The organism is Streptomyces cylindrosporus (genome assembly GCF_022698165.1).
In the GTDB taxonomy this organism is placed as follows: domain Bacteria; phylum Actinomycetota; class Actinomycetes; order Streptomycetales; family Streptomycetaceae; genus Streptomyces; species Streptomyces cylindrosporus.
The window spans coordinates 960,778-976,220 of the sequence record NZ_JALDAY010000001.1; the positions used below are offsets into that span (position 1 = coordinate 960,778).

Genomic DNA, 15,443 nt, shown 5'->3' on the forward strand with positions numbered 1-15,443 from the left:
GGCGCGGCACAAACCAGTCGACACGACCCCGTAATGTTTGGGGGGTGACCGTGAACGCTAAGACCGGCGCCGGCGCCGGCAACACCTGGCGAGATCTGCCCGCGGCGCAGCAGCCCGAGTACCCCGACCTTGAGGCTCTGCGCGCTGTCGTTGCGGACCTCGAGTCGTATCCGCCGCTCGTCTTCGCGGGCGAGTGCGACCAGCTGCGCGCCCGGATGGCGGCCGTCGCCAAGGGAGAGGCGTTCCTCCTCCAGGGCGGCGACTGCGCCGAGGCCTTCGACGCGGTGTCCGCCGACCACATCCGCAACAAGCTCAAGACGCTGCTGCAGATGGGCGCGGTGCTGACGTACGCCGCCTCGGTGCCGGTCGTGAAGGTCGGCCGTATCGCCGGCCAGTACTCCAAGCCCCGCTCCAAGCCGACCGAGACCCGCGACGGCGTGACCCTGCCGACCTACCGCGGCGACTCCGTCAACGGCTTCGACTTCACCGAGGCCGCCCGCGTCCCGGACCCCGAGCGCCTGAAGCGGATGTACAACGCGTCCGCCTCCACGCTCAACCTGGTGCGCGCCTTCACCACCGGCGGCTACGCCGACCTGCGCCAGGTGCACGCCTGGAACCAGGACTTCGTGAAGTCGTCCCCCTCCGGCCAGCGCTACGAGCAGCTCGCGCGGGAGATCGACAACGCGCTGAACTTCATGCGGGCCTGCGGCACCGACCCGGAGGAGTTCAAGACCGTCGAGTTCTACTCCTCGCACGAGGCGCTGCTGCTCGACTACGAGTCCGCGCTGACCCGCGTCGACTCGCGCACCGGGCAGCTGTACGACGTCTCGGCGCACATGGTGTGGATCGGTGAGCGCACCCGGCAGCTGGACGGCGCGCACATCGAGTTCGCCTCGAAGATCCGCAACCCGATCGGCATCAAGCTCGGCCCGACGACCACGGCCGAGGACGCGCTGCAGTACATCGAGCGCCTCGACCCCGACCGTGAGCCCGGCCGGCTGACCTTCATCGTCCGCATGGGCGCCGACAAGGTCCGCGACAAGCTGCCCGAGCTGGTCGAGAAGGTCACCGCGTCCGGTGCCACCGTGGCCTGGGTGACCGACCCGATGCACGGCAACACCTTCGAGGCGGCCTCCGGCCACAAGACCCGCCGCTTCGACGACGTGCTCGACGAGGTCAAGGGCTTCTTCGAGGTCCACAAGGGCCTCGGCACCCACCCGGGCGGCATCCATGTCGAGCTCACCGGCGACGACGTCACCGAGTGCGTGGGCGGCGGCGACGAGATCTTCGTCGACGATCTGCACCAGCGCTACGAGACGGCCTGCGACCCGCGGCTGAACCGCAGCCAGTCGCTCGACCTGGCGTTCCTCGTGGCGGAGATGTACAGGGACCAGTAAGGGTTTCGCCTGTTACAGGGGCGTGAAATGGGGCGCGGATCACATACGATCCGCGCCCCGCTCCACTTTTGCGGTCCCCAGACGGCGGGTAAGGTTAGGTTAGCCTCACCGATCAACGGGGATGGCACGACGATCGACCCCGGCGGGAGGTGAACCGCGTGTTCGTCTGCAGTTGCTTCGGCGTCACCGAGCAGCAGGTCAAGAAGCACGCGGAGGACGGTGCCTGCACCCCCCGCCAGATAGCCTCGGCCTGCAAGGCGGGCACGGACTGCGGTTCGTGCGTACGCCGTATCCAGGCGATCCTGGGTCGAGGTGCGTGCCCCCGCCGTGAGCTCGTCGAGCAGGGAGCGTCGGCCCTGGCGGAACTGGACGAGGCGGCCTAGCTCTCCGGCTGCTCGATCAGCTGCGCGATGTACAGCGCCTCGCCGAGCTTCTCCACCAGTTCCAGCTGGGTGTCGAGGTAGTCGATGTGGTGCTCCTCGTCCTCCAGGATCGACTCGAAGATGTTCGCGGAAGTGACGTCGCCCTTCTCGCGCATCACCTTGATGCCCCGCTTGAGCCGGTCGATCGCCTCGACCTCGATCTGCCGGTCGGCCTCGAACATCTCCTTGACCGTCTGCCCCACACGCACGTGGAAGAGGCGCTGGTAGTTCGGCAGCCCCTCCAGGAAGAGGATCCGGTCGGTGAGCACCTCGGCGTGCTTCATCTCGTCGAACGACTCGTGGCGGGTGTACTTCGCGAGCTTGGTCCAGCCGAAGTTCTCCTGCATCTTCGCGTGCAGGAAGTACTGGTTGATCGCGGTCAGCTCGCCGGTGAGCTGCTCGTTGAGGAATTCGATGACCTCGGGGTCGCCCTGCATTGCAGAGGCTCCTTCCGACAGGGGAACTGGCAGGTTGCGCCGCATGATTGCACTGGCGACGAAGATCGTCCAGTAAGTCTTCACTTAGTAAGTAAGTGCATGCTTAGTCGCGGTTGCCCCGGTTTGAGTGGGGCAGGTCGGATGCACCCTCCTCGGTCTGTCAGGATGGAGACATGGGTCAGCCGGTGGAGCGCGAATCGGGAGAGCGCGATTCAGGAGGAGCAGGTCAGCCCGAGCTTCCGCCGGGACAGCGCCTGCAGCGCGGCTGGCCGGTCACCCACTACGGACCGGTCCCCAAGTTCCGCCCCGAGCGCTGGGAGTTCAGGGTCTTCGGCGCCACCGCGGACGGCGAGAAGCACTGCTGGAACCACGAGGAGTTCACGGCCCTGCCGTACACCGGCGTCGTCGCCGACCTGCACTGTGTCACGAAGTTCAGCATGCTCGGCGCCGAATGGGGCGGGATTCCGGCCCGTACGATCCTGGAGATCGCGCCGCCGTCGCCCGCCGTCACCCATGTGATGGTGTGGGCCGAGTACGGATTCAGTTCGAATCTCCGGCTGTCGGACTTCGCGTCCGAACGGACCATCTTCGCCACCCACAAGGACGGCGAGCTGCTGACCGCGGAACACGGCTTCCCGCTCCGCCTGGTCGTCCCGCACCTGTACGCCTGGAAGGGGCCCAAGTGGGTCCGGGGCGTGGAGTACATGACCGCCGACCGCCGCGGCTTCTGGGAGGAGCGCGGCTACCACAACATCGGCGACCCCTGGAAGGAACAGCGCTACTCCTACCAGGAAGAGCCCGGGGATGGCCCCGAGCTCTGACTCCCGGCGTCCTTCCCGCGGGTCAGTGGTACTGGTGCACCACCGCGTGCCCCTTGCCCCGCCCGATCATCCACCTGTTGACCGGCGTGGTGACCAGGAAGGCGATCACCAGCGAGATCGCGAGCGAGCCCCAGAACAGCAGGTCGCTCAGGGTCGCGTCCATCGCGTCCGGCCACACCACGATCACGCCGTTGTCGATCAGCTCCATCACGGCGATGGACAGGGTGTCAGCGGCCAGTGCCACCCGGAACGCGGCGCGGAAGCCGACGCCCGCCTTCAGGACTCCGCGCAGGGTGAGCGAGTAGCCGAAGAAGAACGCGAGCACGATCGCGAGGATCGTGGTCGCCAGGTTCCCCCAGCCGAACGCGGTGCCGATCACCATGCCGAGCACCTCGCCGATGGCGCATCCGGTGAGGCAGTGCAGGGTGGCCTGGGCGGCCATGGCCCAGGTGGCGGCGGCCTGGTGGTGGTGTGCGTGGGTCTCGTGGTGCTGCGTGTGTGCCTCGTGCTGCATGGGTGCCCCCAACGTCGGATACCGGTTCCTGCACCTGGCAGGAACCGTATACCCCTAGGGGGTATTCCTGAACGTCCTCGACGTCTTTTGAATCAGCGCCTTATGAATCAGCGTCCTACGAATCACGAAGTTTCTTCAGCCGCTCCACGTCCGCCGCATGCCCCTCCTTGCCGCCGGGCGTCTCGATGACCAGCGGTACGCCCTCCGTCGCGGGGTGGGTCATCAGCGCGCGGAACGGGTCCTCGCCGATGTGACCCGCGCCGATGTTCTCGTGCCGGTCCTTGTGCGCGCCGACGACGTCCTTGGAGTCGTTGGCGTGGATCAGCTTCAGCCGGCCCTCGCCGACGGTGTCCACCAGCAGGTCGAGCGTCTGGTGCATACCGCTGGGGCCGGTCAGGTCGTGCCCGGCGGCGAAGACGTGGCAGGTGTCCAGGCAGACACCCAGCTTCGGATGGGCGTCGAGCGCCTCGAAGTACGGCCCGAAGTCCCAGGTCCGCGAGCAGAGCGAGGCGCCCTGCCCGGCGGTCGACTCCAGCAGCAGGAACGGGTCGTCGTCGTGCGTCAGCTCGTCGAGCAGCGGCAGCAGGTGCTGCCGTACCTGCTTCAGCGCCACGGACCGCTCCCGCCCGCCCGTCGCGCTGCCCGTGTGCACCACCACGCCGAGCGCCCCGATCTCCCGCCCGCGCCGCAGCGAGTGCCGCAGCGACTCCACCGACTTCTCGACGGTGGCCTCGGTGTGCGAGCCGAAGTTGATCAGGTACGGCGCGTGCACGTACGCCGGGATCGCCTCGGCCGCGCACGCCGCGCGGAACTCCTCGTCCTGCCGCGGGTTCCCGGCGGGCGTGGCCCAGCCGCGCGGGTTGGCCACGAAGACCTGCACGGTCTCGGCCTTCAGATCACGGGCGTACGTGAGCCCGACGGAGTTCAGGCCACCGGCCACGGGGACATGACCGCCGACGGGGTTGCGGGACTGCTGCTTCTTCACCCGCTCAGGGTGTCATGCGGTACGGGCCGTTCCGTCACCGGATCTTGATGGTGATCGTCGACCCCTTCGGCGCCGTCTGCCCGCCCTCCACGGACTGGCTCTTGACAGTGTCGCCGAACAGGCCCAGCAGCCCTCGGTCCTCCTCGACCTGGAAGCCGGCGTCCTCCAGTGCCTTCTTCGCGTCGTCCACGCTGTCGCCCGTGACGTCCGGGACCTCGACCATCTCGGGGCCCTTGGACAGGGTCAGCGTCACCGTGTCGCCCTCGGCGGCCTGGGCGTCGCCCGCCGGGGTCTGCGCGGCGACCTGCCCCTTGTCGTACTCGGAGTTGACCTGCTGGGCGGCTACCTTCACGGTCAGGCCCGCGTCCTCCAGGTCGGCCCTGGCGTCCGCGAGGTCCTCGCCCGTGACGTCCGGGACGTCGACGGCGCTGCCCTTGCTGACGGTCAGCGCGATCGCCGAGCCCGCGTGCCGCTCGGTGCCCTCCTCCGGGTCCGTGGAGATCACGAAGCCCTTGGGGACGTCGTCGCTGAACTCCCGGGTGACCATGCCCGGTTCGAGCCCGTCCTTCTTCAGCAGGGCGCGCGCCTTGTCGAGCCGGTAGCCCTTCAGCGCGGGCACGTGCACGGTCTCCGGGCCGTCGGAGATGGTCAGCGTCACCCTGGAGTTGTCGCGGACACGGCTGCCGGGCTCGGGGTCCGAGCTGATGACCGTGCCGCGCTTCACGGTGTCGCTGTAGGCGTGCTTGACCGTGCCGAGGTCCAGCCCGGCGTCGCTCAGCTGCTTGCTCGCCTGGGCCTGCGTCTTGGCCAGCAGCAGGGGGACCTTGGTGAACTGGCCGGAGTTGATGTACCACACGCCCGTGCCGACGCCGAGGATCAGCAGGACGGCGACGACGACGGCGAGCGGTCCGCGCCGGGAGCGCGCGCCGCGCCGGCGCGGGGGCGGCGGGGGGCTCTCCAGCACGCTGGTGTGGTGCAGCCCCTGCTCGTCCTCGTCGACCGGCAGGGGACGCGGCACCGTGAGCGAGCGCGGGATGACGCTCGTACGGTCCTCGGAGATGTCCCGGTCCGAGGTGACGGCCCGCGGCGGCGCCGCGTCCAGCTGGTCCGCGCTCAGCGCCGCGCGCACGTCACGGGCCTGCGCGAGCAGCGCCACCGCGTCGTACGGGCGCAGGTCGGGGGTGCGGGCGGTGGCCGAGGCGACCAACTCGTCCAGTTCGTACGGCAGTCCGGGCACGACGGCCGAGGGGGGCGGGACGTCCTCGTGGAGGTGCTTGTAGAGGACTATGGCGGGGGAGTCCCCCTCGTGCGGGCGGTCGCCGGTGAGCATCTCGTACAGGACGACACCGCACGCGTACACGTCGACCCTCGGGTCGGTCGTGCCGTTGTCGATCTGCTCCGGCGCGAGGTAGGAGACGGTGCCGAGGACGGTCCCGGTCGTGTTGGTCACCGTGTCCACGGACCGCACCAGCCCGAAGTCGGCGACCTTGACCCGGCCGTCGTCCCCTATCAGCACGTTCTCCGGCTTCATGTCCCGGTGCACGAACCCGGCCCGGTGCGCGGCGCCCAGCGCGGCGAGCACCGGCTCCAGGATGTCCAGGGCGGCGCGCGGCTGCAGCGCCCCGCGCTCGCGCAGCACGTCACGCAGGGTGCAGCCGGCGACGTACTCCATGGCGAGGTAGACGTACGACCCGTCGGTGCCCTGGTCGAAGACCTGCACCACGTTCGGGTGCGCGAGGCGCGCGACCGACTTCGCCTCCCGGATGAACCGCTCGACGAAGGTGCCGTCGGAGGCGAGGGCCGGGTGCATCACCTTCAGTGCGAGCACACGGTCGAGGCGGGTGTCCAGGGCCCGGTAGACCGTGGCCATCCCGCCGACCGCGATCCGCGCGTCCACGCGATAGCGGCCGTCGAGCACCTGCCCGACCAGAGGGTCCTGAAGGGTCGTATCCACGCAGGTGAGTGTACGAGCCGTGACTGACAGGGCCCTGGGTTCGGGGGAGATCGGGGCGGTACTGCAGCCGAGCTGTGACGGACATCGCACCGCCGTCCGGATCCGCTCGAACGTACGTTCAGGAAAGCTCGGTCGCTCCGGATCCGGCCCCGCCGGTTCGGAAAGCGGGCCGTTCCGGGTCGAGCCGCGCCAGCCCCTCCGTCGGCGAGGACGCCTCGGCGAAATGCCGCCGCGGAATGCGCCCCGCCCGCCGGGCCAGCCGCCCGGCCTCCACGGCGTGCCGCATCGCCTCGGCCATCAGCTCGGGCTCCTGCGCCCGTGTCACCGCCGAGGCGAGCATCACGCCCGCGCACCCCAGTTCCATGGCGAGCGCCGCGTCCGAGGCCGTACCGGCGCCCGCGTCCAGGATCACGGGTACGCGCGCGTGCTCGACGATCAGCTGGAAGTTGTGCGGGTTGCGGATGCCGAGCCCGGAGCCGATCGGCGAGCCCAGCGGCATGATCGCCGCGCAGCCGACGTCCTCCAGCTTCCGGGCGAGGACCGGGTCGTCGTTCGTGTACGGCAGCACGGTGAAGCCGTCGTCCACCAGGGTCTCGGCCGCCTCCAGCAGCTCGATCGGGTCGGGCAGCAGGGTGCGCTCGTCGGCGATGACCTCGACCTTGACCAGGTCGGTGCCGAGGGCCTCGCGGGCGAGACGGGCGGTGAGGACGGCCTCCCCGGCGGTGAAGCAGCCGGCGGTGTTCGGCAGCACCTGGATGCCGAGCTTTTGCAGCACGGACAGGACGGAGCCGTGCACCGAGGGGTCCACGCGGCGCATCGCGACCGTGGTCAGCTCCGTGCCCGAGGCGACCAGGGCCCGCTCCAGGACGTCGAGGCTGGGGGCACCGCCGGTGCCCATGATCAGGCGGGACGTGAAGGACGTACCGCCGATGACAAGGGGGTCGTCGGCCATGGGTCAGCCTCCTTGGACGGCGGTGAGGACCTCGACGCGGTCCCCCTCGGACAGGGGCGTCGACGGCCACTCCGCGCGCGGGACGACGGTTTCGTTGAGGGCGGCGGCCACTCCGGACGGAGCCGGGGTGAGCGCGCGGACGACGGTGTCGAGAGCCGTGCCGGGAGCGAACCGGCGGGGCTCCCCGTTGACGGAGATGTTCATGCGGGCTGCTCCACGCGCGCGAAGCGCTTCGGGGTGAACGGGCGGGCCTCGTCCGGGAGTTCACCGGTGTCCAGGACATGCGCCATGGCGTCGCCGGTGACCGGCGTCAGCAGCACGCCGTTGCGGTAGTGGCCGGTGGCCAGCAGGAGGCCCGCCAGCTGCGTCGGGCCGAGCAGCGGCGCGTTGTCGGGGGAGCCGGGGCGCAGACCCGCGCGGGTCTCCGTCAGCGGCAGCTCGGTGATGCCGGGGACCAGCTCGTGCGCGTCGCGCAGCAGCTCGTAGACGCCTCCCGCGGTCACCGTGGTGTCCCAGCCGAGTTCCTCGCTGGTCGCGCCGACCACCAGCTCGCCGTTCTCGCGCGGCACCAGGTAGACGCTGCTGCCGCGGACGACGGCCCGCACGGTACGGCTCAGGAACGGCGCGTACCGCTTCGGCACGGTCAGCCGCAGCACCTGGCCCTTCACAGGCCGCACGGGCGGCAGTACGTCGTCGGGGACGCCCGGCAGCCGTCCGCTGAGACTTCCGGCGGCCAGCACCACCTGGCCCGCGCCCAGCTCGGTGCCGTCGCTCGTGGTGATCCCGGCGGCGCGCTCCCGCACGACGTCGAAGCGCTCGGCCCAGGTGCGGTGGAAGACCACGCCCGCGTGCTCGCACGCGGCCACCAGCGCGCGTGCCAGCCGCCGCGGGTCGATCTGGTGGTCGCCGTCCACCCTGAGCCCCCCGCGCACGCCCGGCGCGAGCAGCGGCTCCAGGCGCCGGCAGTCGCGCCCGGACAACCACTCGGACTCCAGGCCCGACTGCTGCTGCAAGGCGTGCAGTTCGCGCAGATGGGCACGGTCGTCGGCGTCCAGCGCGACGGCGAGCGTGCCGCAGCGGCGGTAGCCGAGGTCGTGGCCGGTGACGTCGGAGAGCTCGGCCGCGAAGTCGGGGTAGCGGCGGGCCGAGGCCAGGTTCAGGCCGAGCAGGGTCTGCTCGCCGTAGTGCAGCTCGGTGACCGCGGCCAGCATCCCGGCGGCCACCTGGGCGGCCCCGCCGCCCGGCTCGGGGTCCACCACGGCCGTGGCGAACCCGCGCTGCGCGGCCCGCCAGGCCGTGACCAGGCCGATGATTCCGCCCCCGATGACGAGGACGTCTGACGTACGTGACGACATGGGCGTCCAGCCCCTCCCTTCGCCGGCATGACCCGGATCAGGTTCGTACGGTCGGAGGCCGCCAGCCTCCCTCTCAGCCCGGTGCGTCCGGGCTCCCGCGAGTGCTTGTACGTTGGCCACCCTAGCCCGACCCGCCAAGCCTCTGTAAGGGAGCCTCCCGCCATGCCCCGCTCGCTGGACGGCCTCGTCCTCGCGCCCGTCGCCGACCAGGCCCCAGGTCAGGTGGGTACGCGCACCCGGTTCGCCTACCACGAGAAGGACGGCGAGATCTGGGCCGAGTACGCGGGCGGCGACGTCGTGCGCGGCCATCTCGTGGGCACTCGGTCAGGTGACCGGCTGGACTTCCGCTACGTGCAGCTCAAGCGGGACGGGACGACGTCCTCGGGGCACTGCGTGTCCACGGTGGTGGAGTTGCCGGACGGGCGCGTGCGGCTGGAGGAGACCTGGGAGTGGGAGTCGCAGTCCGGCAGCGGCACGAGCGTTGTGGAGCAGGTCACTGAGTGAGCACGACGGCTGACTGACAATTTGTCAGTTGACTATGGTGATCAGGTGAGCGAGCAGACGACGCAGTCGCAGCGGAGGGTGGTCGTGGTCGGCGCGGGCATGGCCGGCGTCCAGACCGCGGTCGCCCTGCGCGAACAGGGCTTCACCGGCACCGTCACCCTGATCGGCGCCGAGCCCCACCAGCCGTACGACCGGCCGCCGCTGTCCAAGGCCGTGCTGCTCGGCAAGGCCGAGGGCTCCGCCTTCGACGTCGACTTCGAGGCGCTCGGCATCGAGCTCAGGCTCGGCCGCGAGGCGCTGGGCGTGCGCCCCGGCGAACACGAGCTGGAGACCGGGGCGGGCCCGGTGCCGTACGACGTGCTGGTGCTCGCCACCGGCGCCGAACCGATCATGCTGCCGGGCACCGAGGGCGTGCCCGGCGTGCATCTGCTGCGCACCCTGGACGACGCCGAGCGGCTGCGGCCCGTGCTCGCGCGGCAGCACGACATCGTGGTCGTCGGCGCGGGCTGGATCGGCGCCGAGTTCGCCACCGCCGCGCGCGAGGCGGGCTGCACGGTCACCGTCGTCGAGGCCGCCGACCGCCCGCTCGCGGGCGCGCTGCCCGCCGAGGTCGCCACCCGGATGGCCGGCTGGTACGCCGACGCGGGCGCCGTGCTGCGTACGCACGCGCGCGTGGCGCGCATCGAGCCCGGTGCGGTCGTCCTCGACGACCACACGCGCGTGCCCGCGGGAGCGGTCGTCGTCGGCATCGGCGCCCGCCCCGCCACCGCCTGGCTGACCGGCTCCGGCATCGAGCTCGGCGCGCACCGCGAGGTCGTCGCCGACGCCCACCTGCGCACCTCGGCACCGGACGTCTACGCCGTCGGCGACTGCGCCTCCTTCCCCTCCGGGCGCTACGGCGAGCGCCTGCTGGTCCACCACTGGGACAACGCCCTCCAGGGCCCGCGCACGGTGGCCGCCAACATCATCGGCGAGGCCACCGGGGAGCCCTCGGCGGTCTACGACCCGGTCCCGTACTTCTGGTCCGAGCAGTTCGGCCGCTTCGTCCAGTACGCCGGCCACCACACCTCCGCCGACACGACCCTGTGGCGCGGCGACCCGGCCGGCCCGGCCTGGTCGGTGTGCTGGCTGCGCGAGAACCGCCTGATCGCCCTGCTGGCGGTGGGCCGGCCGCGGGACTTGGCGCAGGGAAGGCGGCTGATCGAGGCGGGCACGGTGATGGACCCGCGGCTGCTGGCGGATCCGGCGAAACCGTTGAAAGCGGCCACGGCCTGACCTGAAGCACCAGGTCGGACGGGTCTGGCTTCCGACTGTCAGTCCGGGATGGCAGGCTTGTTCCCGTGACCGAGATTGACGCAAAGATCGATGCTCTCGTCCCCGCCTGGCTCACCCTCCCCGACATCGCAGAGATGCTGGACGTCGAGGTGACGCGTGTGCGGCAGCTGGTCAAGGAGGGCCAGCTCATCGCCGTACGCCGTGGTGAGAACCGCGCGCTGCACGTCCCCGCCGCCTTCATCGACGGGGCCGAGCAGAAGGTCGTCAAGGGCCTGTCCGGGACCCTGACGCTCCTGCGGGACGACGGCTTCACCGACGAAGAGATGCTGGAGTGGCTCTTCACCCCGGACGAGAGCCTGCCGGGCACCCCGGCGCAGGCCCTCAGCGAGAATCGCGGCACGGAGGTGAAGCGCCGGGCCCAGGCGCTCGCCGTCTGATCCGACCGAGCTCATCTGAACAACCGTCCGGCGTACGGGCCGGGTCCGCGCAGGCCACGGCCATGCTTCAGTGCGGCCCGCGGCCCGTACGCCGCCGACATCGAACGACACCCAGGGGGACCCTCGTATGCCCGACACCGCACGCGCCGAGCTCGCCGACGCCCGCGTCTATCTGTGCACGGACGCCCGCAGGGCCCAGGGCGACCTGCCCGAGTTCCTGGACGCCGTCCTCGCGGGCGGTGTCGACATCGTGCAACTGCGCGACAAGGGCATGGAGGCGGCCGAGGAGCTGGAGCACCTGGAGGCCTTCGCGGAGGCCTGCGCCCGGCACGGCAGGCTCCTCGCGGTGAACGACCGCGCGGACGTCGCCCACGCGGCCGGCGCCGACGTGCTCCACCTCGGCCAGGGCGACCTCCCGGTCCCCGCCGCCCGCGCGATCCTCGGCGAGGACGTGATCATCGGCCGCTCCACGCACGCGGAGAGCGAGGCCGCCGCGGCCGCCGCCCAGGAGGGAGTGGACTACTTCTGCACCGGCCCCTGCTGGCCCACCCCCACCAAGCCCGGCCGCCACGCCCCCGGCCTCGACCTGGTCCGGTACACCGCCGGGCTGGGCACCGACCGCCCCTGGTTCGCCATCGGCGGCATCGACCTGGGTAACCTCGACCAGGTGCTGGAGGCCGGCGCCCGCCGGGTCGTGGTCGTCCGCGCGATCACCGAGGCGGACGACCCGGGCGCGGCGGCGGCGGAGTTCGCGAAGCGGCTGCGGAGCGTATAACGGGCGCGACTGTCCGATGGGTGGACAACAACCCGACAAAACGGGCAAATTTCCGACTTCGGTTGGGAGACCGCCAGCCCCTGACTAACCTGCGGGTATGGCCCTCGGAACCGCATCCACCAGGACTGATCGCGCACGCACCGTGCGTGACATGCTCGCCACGGGCAAGACGACGTACTCCTTCGAGTTCTCGGCACCCAAGACGCCCAAGGGCGAGCGCAACCTGTGGAGCGCGCTGCGCAGGGTCGAGGCGGTCGCCCCCGACTTCGTCTCCGTGACCTACGGCGCCGGCGGCTCCACCCGCGCGGGCACGGTCAAGGAGACCGAGCAGATCGTCGCGGACACCACGCTCACGCCGGTCGCCCACCTCACCGCGGTCAACCACTCCGTCGCCGAGCTGCGCAACATCATCGGCCAGTACGCCGACGCCGGGATCCGCAACATGCTCGCGGTGCGGGGCGACCCGCCGGGCGACCCCATGGGCGAGTGGGTCCCGCATCCGAAGGGCCTGACCTACGCCGCCGAACTCGTCCACCTCATCAAGGAGTCGGGCGACTTCTGTGTCGGCGTAGCGGCCTTCCCGGAGATGCACCCGCGCTCCGACGACTGGGACACGGACGTCTCCCGCTTCGTCGACAAGTGCCGGGCCGGCGCCGACTACGCCATCACCCAGATGTTCTTCCAGCCGGAGTCGTACCTGCGCCTGCGCGACCGGGTCGCCGCCGCCGCGTGCGAGACCCCCGTCATCCCCGAGGTGATGCCGGTCACCAGCGTGCGGATGCTGGAACGGTTGCCGCAGCTCAGCAACGCGCAGATCCCGTCCGTCCTGAAAGAGCGGATCCTCACAGCAAAAGACGATCCGGCCGCTGTACGCTCCATTGGCATCGAATTCGCCACGGAGTTCTGCGCACGGCTGCTGGCCGAGGGAGTGCCCGGACTGCACTTCATCACGCTCAACAACTCCACGGCGACGCTGGAAATCTACGAAAACCTGGGCCTGCACCACCCCCCGCAGGCCTAGACCGGCCGCACGGGTATACGACACACTGCGTAGCGGCGACTGGGAGAGGGGCGTACATGGGCTGGACGGTCCTCTACATCGCGTTCGGCATCGTCGCGCTGTGGCTGCTGGGTGAGGTGCTGCTGCAGTACAAGGCGCGCCTGCGCTGGCGGCTGCTCGCCTTCGTCGGCTTCCTCGGCGTCGTCCTCGGTGTCCTCATTCCGTCCGTGATCGTCATCGGTCTCGGCGCCGCCGCGTTCGCGGTCGGCCAGACGTACGTCACGCTCTCCTTCCGCCGCGGCTTCTCGGCCGGCTGGGCGGTCAAGCGCCCGGACGCCGACGCCGAGCTGCTGGACGGCGGCAGCAGCAAGCGCCGGCGCGGCAAGGCCGAGCGCCAGGACCCGACGCTGGAGGTCTCCGACCTGGAGCCCGCCGAGGGCGGCTACGGCGACGACCGCTCCTTCGGCCAGGACAACGCGTCCTACGGCGCCGAGGACGACTACGACCGCGACGACGTCTTCACCCCGGCCCGCTCTCCGCAGCCGACGGCCGCCGAGTCCACCGCCGTCTACGAGCCGCAGCCCATGCCCGACGACACCGGCTCCTACGGCATATACAGCGACCCCGCGTACGCGGGCGCCGCCGACCAGTCCTACGCGAACGCGGGCCAGGACCAGTACGCCACGGCCGCCCAGGGCGCCGACCAGAACTACGGCTACGACTACTCCGGCTACAACCAGCAGCAGTACGGCTACGACACCACCGGCCAGCAGCAGTACGCCGCCTACTCCGACCCGTACATCGGCACCCAGACCTACGGCGGCGGCTACGACGCCACGTACGGCCAGTACGACCAGCAGGGCTACGGCCAGGACCAGTACGCCACCGGCCAGTACGGCGGCGAGACCACCCCGGCCGGCGGGGTCTGGGTCCCGCAGCAGCGCACGGACGAGACCTACGGCGGCGAACTCCCGCCGGAACAGCAGTACCCGTACCAGGGCAACGGCCAGCAGCAGCCGCAGGGCAACGGGTACGACGAGCAGCAGTACCGCTTCTGACAGCTGCTCAGCGCCGGTCCCTCACTGAGAGCCCTTAAACTCCGGTCCCTCCACGATCAGCCCGGCCACCAGAGCGCCCGACATGCCGGCGTGGGGGAGGCCGCCGCCGGGGTGGGACCAGCCTCCCGCCCGGTAGAGGCCGGGCAGCCGGGTGGTGTTCGCCGGGTGCAGGAAGCGGCCCTCGCCGGCGGCGAGCGCGGGCGCGGGTACGGCTCCGAAGCGGGCGCCCGTCTCGTCCGCGATGTGCCCGGGCGTACGCACCTCGTGCCACAGCAGGCGCTCCGACAGTCCCGCTATCGCGGACCCGGCGGCCTCCAACAGCAGCTCCGTACAGCGCCGGACCGCGCCCTCGGACTCCCAGCCGGCCTCGGCCGACACCACCGCGGACAGCACCACCGACTCGTGCTCGCCGTCCGGCCTGAGCGCCGGGTCGTCGGGGCGCAGCACGGTCACCGTGGGACGCGGCGGCTCGTCCCCGCCGGGGGAGACCAGGAAGGCCGGCTCGGACCCGGGTGCCGGCGCGTGCACGACCGTGCGATGCGCGGCGCCCGCCTCGCGCGCGCCGCGCAGGGCCAGCAGGACGGTGAACCGGGTGGGCGCGTCCTGGCGCGGCTGCACGTCGCCGGCCTCGTCCAGCGGACGGTCCGTCAGGGCCCGCAGCCTCGCCGGGTCGACGTCCGCCACGACATGATCGGCCTCGGCCACCGAGCCGTCCCCCAGCTCGATCCCTGCCGCCCGCCCGTCCTTCTCCACGATCCGGGTGACCTCGGCGCCGAAGACGAACTCGACCCTGCGCCGCACGCACCGCTCGTACACCGCCCGCGCCAACTCCCGCATCCCACCGCGGACATACCAGGTCCCGAAGGCGTGCTCCATGTACGGCAGCACCGCCGCGCTCGCCGGGGCGGTGCGGGGATCGAGGCCGTACGCGAGCGCGTGGCTCTCCAGGAGCGCCGCGAGCCGCTCGTCGCGCAGCTCCCAGGCGGCGACCTCGGCGAGCGTGGTCGCCCGGCGCGTGCGCAGCAGCCGCCGGTGCGGGACCGAGGGGTAGGGCTCGCGTTCCGCCAGCACCGGCCAGTTCGGCCACAGCGGCTCCTCCAGGAGCGGGCGGCGGGTGCGGTCCCAGGCCTCGCGGGCCCGCACCAGGAAGTCGCCCCAGCGCTCCCCGGCCCCCGCGCCCAGCGCCTCGTCCAGGGCCGCGACCACGCCCGCGCGCGAGGCGTTCGGCAGCGAGACCTCCGTGCCGTCCGCGAACACGTGCCGTGCGGACGGGTCGACCTGGACCAGCTCGACGCAGTCCTCCAGTGGCTCCTTGCCGGTCTTGACGAACAGATCGCGCCACACCGCGGGAAGCGTCAGCAGCCCCGGCCCGGTGTCGAAGCCGAACCCGTCCCGCTCGAACCGGCGCACCGCACCGCCGTACGTCTCCGCACGCTCGTACACCGTCACCCGGTGGCCCGCGACGGCCAGCCGGGCGGCGGCCGCCATCGCGCCCATCCCGGCGCCGATCACCGCAATCCGTCCCATGCCAGCGACTTTATCGACCGCCACTGACAG

17 protein-coding genes and 1 riboswitch are annotated in these 15,443 nt (G+C 71.3%); of the genes, 9 read left to right on the plus strand and 8 right to left on the minus strand.

What is annotated here, in order from left to right:
• Window positions 1–44: 44 nt before the first annotated feature.
• A complete protein-coding gene (locus MQP27_RS04250; protein ID WP_242760904.1) occupies window positions 45–1,397 on the plus strand; it encodes a class II 3-deoxy-7-phosphoheptulonate synthase in 1,353 nt (450 codons plus the stop codon).
• A gap of 149 nt (window positions 1,398–1,546) precedes the next feature.
• Window positions 1,547–1,780, plus strand: coding sequence for a (2Fe-2S)-binding protein (locus MQP27_RS04255; protein ID WP_242760905.1), 234 nt, complete (start codon window positions 1,547–1,549; stop codon window positions 1,778–1,780).
• Here MQP27_RS04255 and bfr read toward each other — a convergent pair.
• A complete protein-coding gene (bfr, locus tag MQP27_RS04260) occupies window positions 1,777–2,256 on the minus strand; it encodes a bacterioferritin (protein WP_242760906.1) in 480 nt (159 codons plus the stop codon). The two genes, MQP27_RS04255 and bfr, sit on opposite strands and share 4 nt — an antisense overlap.
• Before the next feature lie 173 nt (window positions 2,257–2,429).
• Here bfr and MQP27_RS04265 point away from each other — a divergent pair, with 173 nt between their 5' ends.
• A complete protein-coding gene (locus MQP27_RS04265; RefSeq protein ID WP_242760907.1) occupies window positions 2,430–3,077 on the plus strand; it encodes a sulfite oxidase-like oxidoreductase in 648 nt (215 codons plus the stop codon).
• A gap of 22 nt (window positions 3,078–3,099) precedes the next feature.
• Here the strand turns inward: MQP27_RS04265 and MQP27_RS04270 are convergent, their stop codons facing one another.
• The 6 genes from MQP27_RS04270 to thiO form a co-directional block, all read right to left on the minus strand.
• Window positions 3,100–3,591, minus strand: a complete 492-nt coding sequence (locus tag MQP27_RS04270; protein WP_242760908.1) for a DUF4396 domain-containing protein — start codon at window positions 3,589–3,591, stop codon at window positions 3,100–3,102.
• Window positions 3,592–3,706: 115 nt separating this feature from the next.
• Window positions 3,707–4,576, minus strand: a complete 870-nt coding sequence (locus MQP27_RS04275) for a deoxyribonuclease IV (RefSeq protein WP_242760909.1) — start codon at window positions 4,574–4,576, stop codon at window positions 3,707–3,709.
• 34 nt (window positions 4,577–4,610) lie between these two features.
• Window positions 4,611–6,530 carry a Stk1 family PASTA domain-containing Ser/Thr kinase gene (gene pknB / locus MQP27_RS04280; protein ID WP_242760910.1) on the minus strand — a complete coding sequence of 640 codons (1,920 nt, stop codon included), beginning with the start codon at window positions 6,528–6,530 and terminating at the stop codon, window positions 4,611–4,613.
• Window positions 6,531–6,648: 118 nt separating this feature from the next.
• Window positions 6,649–7,482: a thiazole synthase gene (locus MQP27_RS04285; protein ID WP_242760913.1), complete on the minus strand. Its 834-nt coding sequence runs from the start codon at window positions 7,480–7,482 to the stop codon at window positions 6,649–6,651.
• Between the two features lie 3 nt (window positions 7,483–7,485).
• Window positions 7,486–7,686 (minus strand): sulfur carrier protein ThiS, encoded by a 201-nt coding sequence (gene thiS / locus MQP27_RS04290; protein WP_242760922.1) that lies wholly within the window; start codon window positions 7,684–7,686, stop codon window positions 7,486–7,488.
• The gene (gene thiO, locus MQP27_RS04295) at window positions 7,683–8,837 is read right to left on the minus strand and encodes a glycine oxidase ThiO (protein ID WP_242760924.1); all 1,155 of its coding nucleotides are present in this window, start codon (window positions 8,835–8,837) and stop codon (window positions 7,683–7,685) included. Before thiO ends, thiS begins: the two co-directional genes overlap by 4 nt.
• Window positions 8,835–8,946, minus strand: a riboswitch (TPP riboswitch). It overlaps the preceding gene by 3 nt.
• Window positions 8,947–8,999: 53 nt before the next feature.
• On the opposite strand from thiO, the gene MQP27_RS04300 reads away from it, so the two are divergent.
• The 6 genes from MQP27_RS04300 (at window position 9,000) to MQP27_RS04325 (ending at window position 13,886) form a co-directional block, all read left to right on the plus strand.
• A complete protein-coding gene (locus MQP27_RS04300) occupies window positions 9,000–9,341 on the plus strand; it encodes an avidin-fold protein (RefSeq protein WP_242760926.1) in 342 nt (113 codons plus the stop codon).
• A gap of 45 nt (window positions 9,342–9,386) precedes the next feature.
• A complete protein-coding gene (locus MQP27_RS04305) occupies window positions 9,387–10,616 on the plus strand; it encodes an NAD(P)/FAD-dependent oxidoreductase (RefSeq protein WP_242760928.1) in 1,230 nt (409 codons plus the stop codon).
• 65 nt (window positions 10,617–10,681) lie between these two features.
• Entirely contained in the window at window positions 10,682–11,053 is a 372-nt protein-coding gene (locus MQP27_RS04310) for an Rv2175c family DNA-binding protein (RefSeq protein ID WP_123760175.1), read from the plus strand.
• A gap of 127 nt (window positions 11,054–11,180) precedes the next feature.
• A complete protein-coding gene (gene thiE / locus MQP27_RS04315; RefSeq protein WP_242760930.1) occupies window positions 11,181–11,828 on the plus strand; it encodes a thiamine phosphate synthase in 648 nt (215 codons plus the stop codon).
• A gap of 97 nt (window positions 11,829–11,925) precedes the next feature.
• Window positions 11,926–12,849, plus strand: a complete 924-nt coding sequence (gene metF, locus MQP27_RS04320; protein ID WP_242760938.1) for a methylenetetrahydrofolate reductase [NAD(P)H] — start codon at window positions 11,926–11,928, stop codon at window positions 12,847–12,849.
• Between the two features lie 56 nt (window positions 12,850–12,905).
• On the plus strand, window positions 12,906–13,886 hold the full coding sequence (locus MQP27_RS04325) for an SCO2102 family sporulation regulator (protein ID WP_242760940.1): 981 nt from the start codon (window positions 12,906–12,908) through the stop codon (window positions 13,884–13,886).
• Window positions 13,887–13,907: 21 nt separating this feature from the next.
• Here the strand turns inward: MQP27_RS04325 and MQP27_RS04330 are convergent, their stop codons facing one another.
• On the minus strand, window positions 13,908–15,413 hold the full coding sequence (locus tag MQP27_RS04330; RefSeq protein WP_242760942.1) for a phytoene desaturase family protein: 1,506 nt from the start codon (window positions 15,411–15,413) through the stop codon (window positions 13,908–13,910).
• Window positions 15,414–15,443 lie beyond the last annotated feature (30 nt).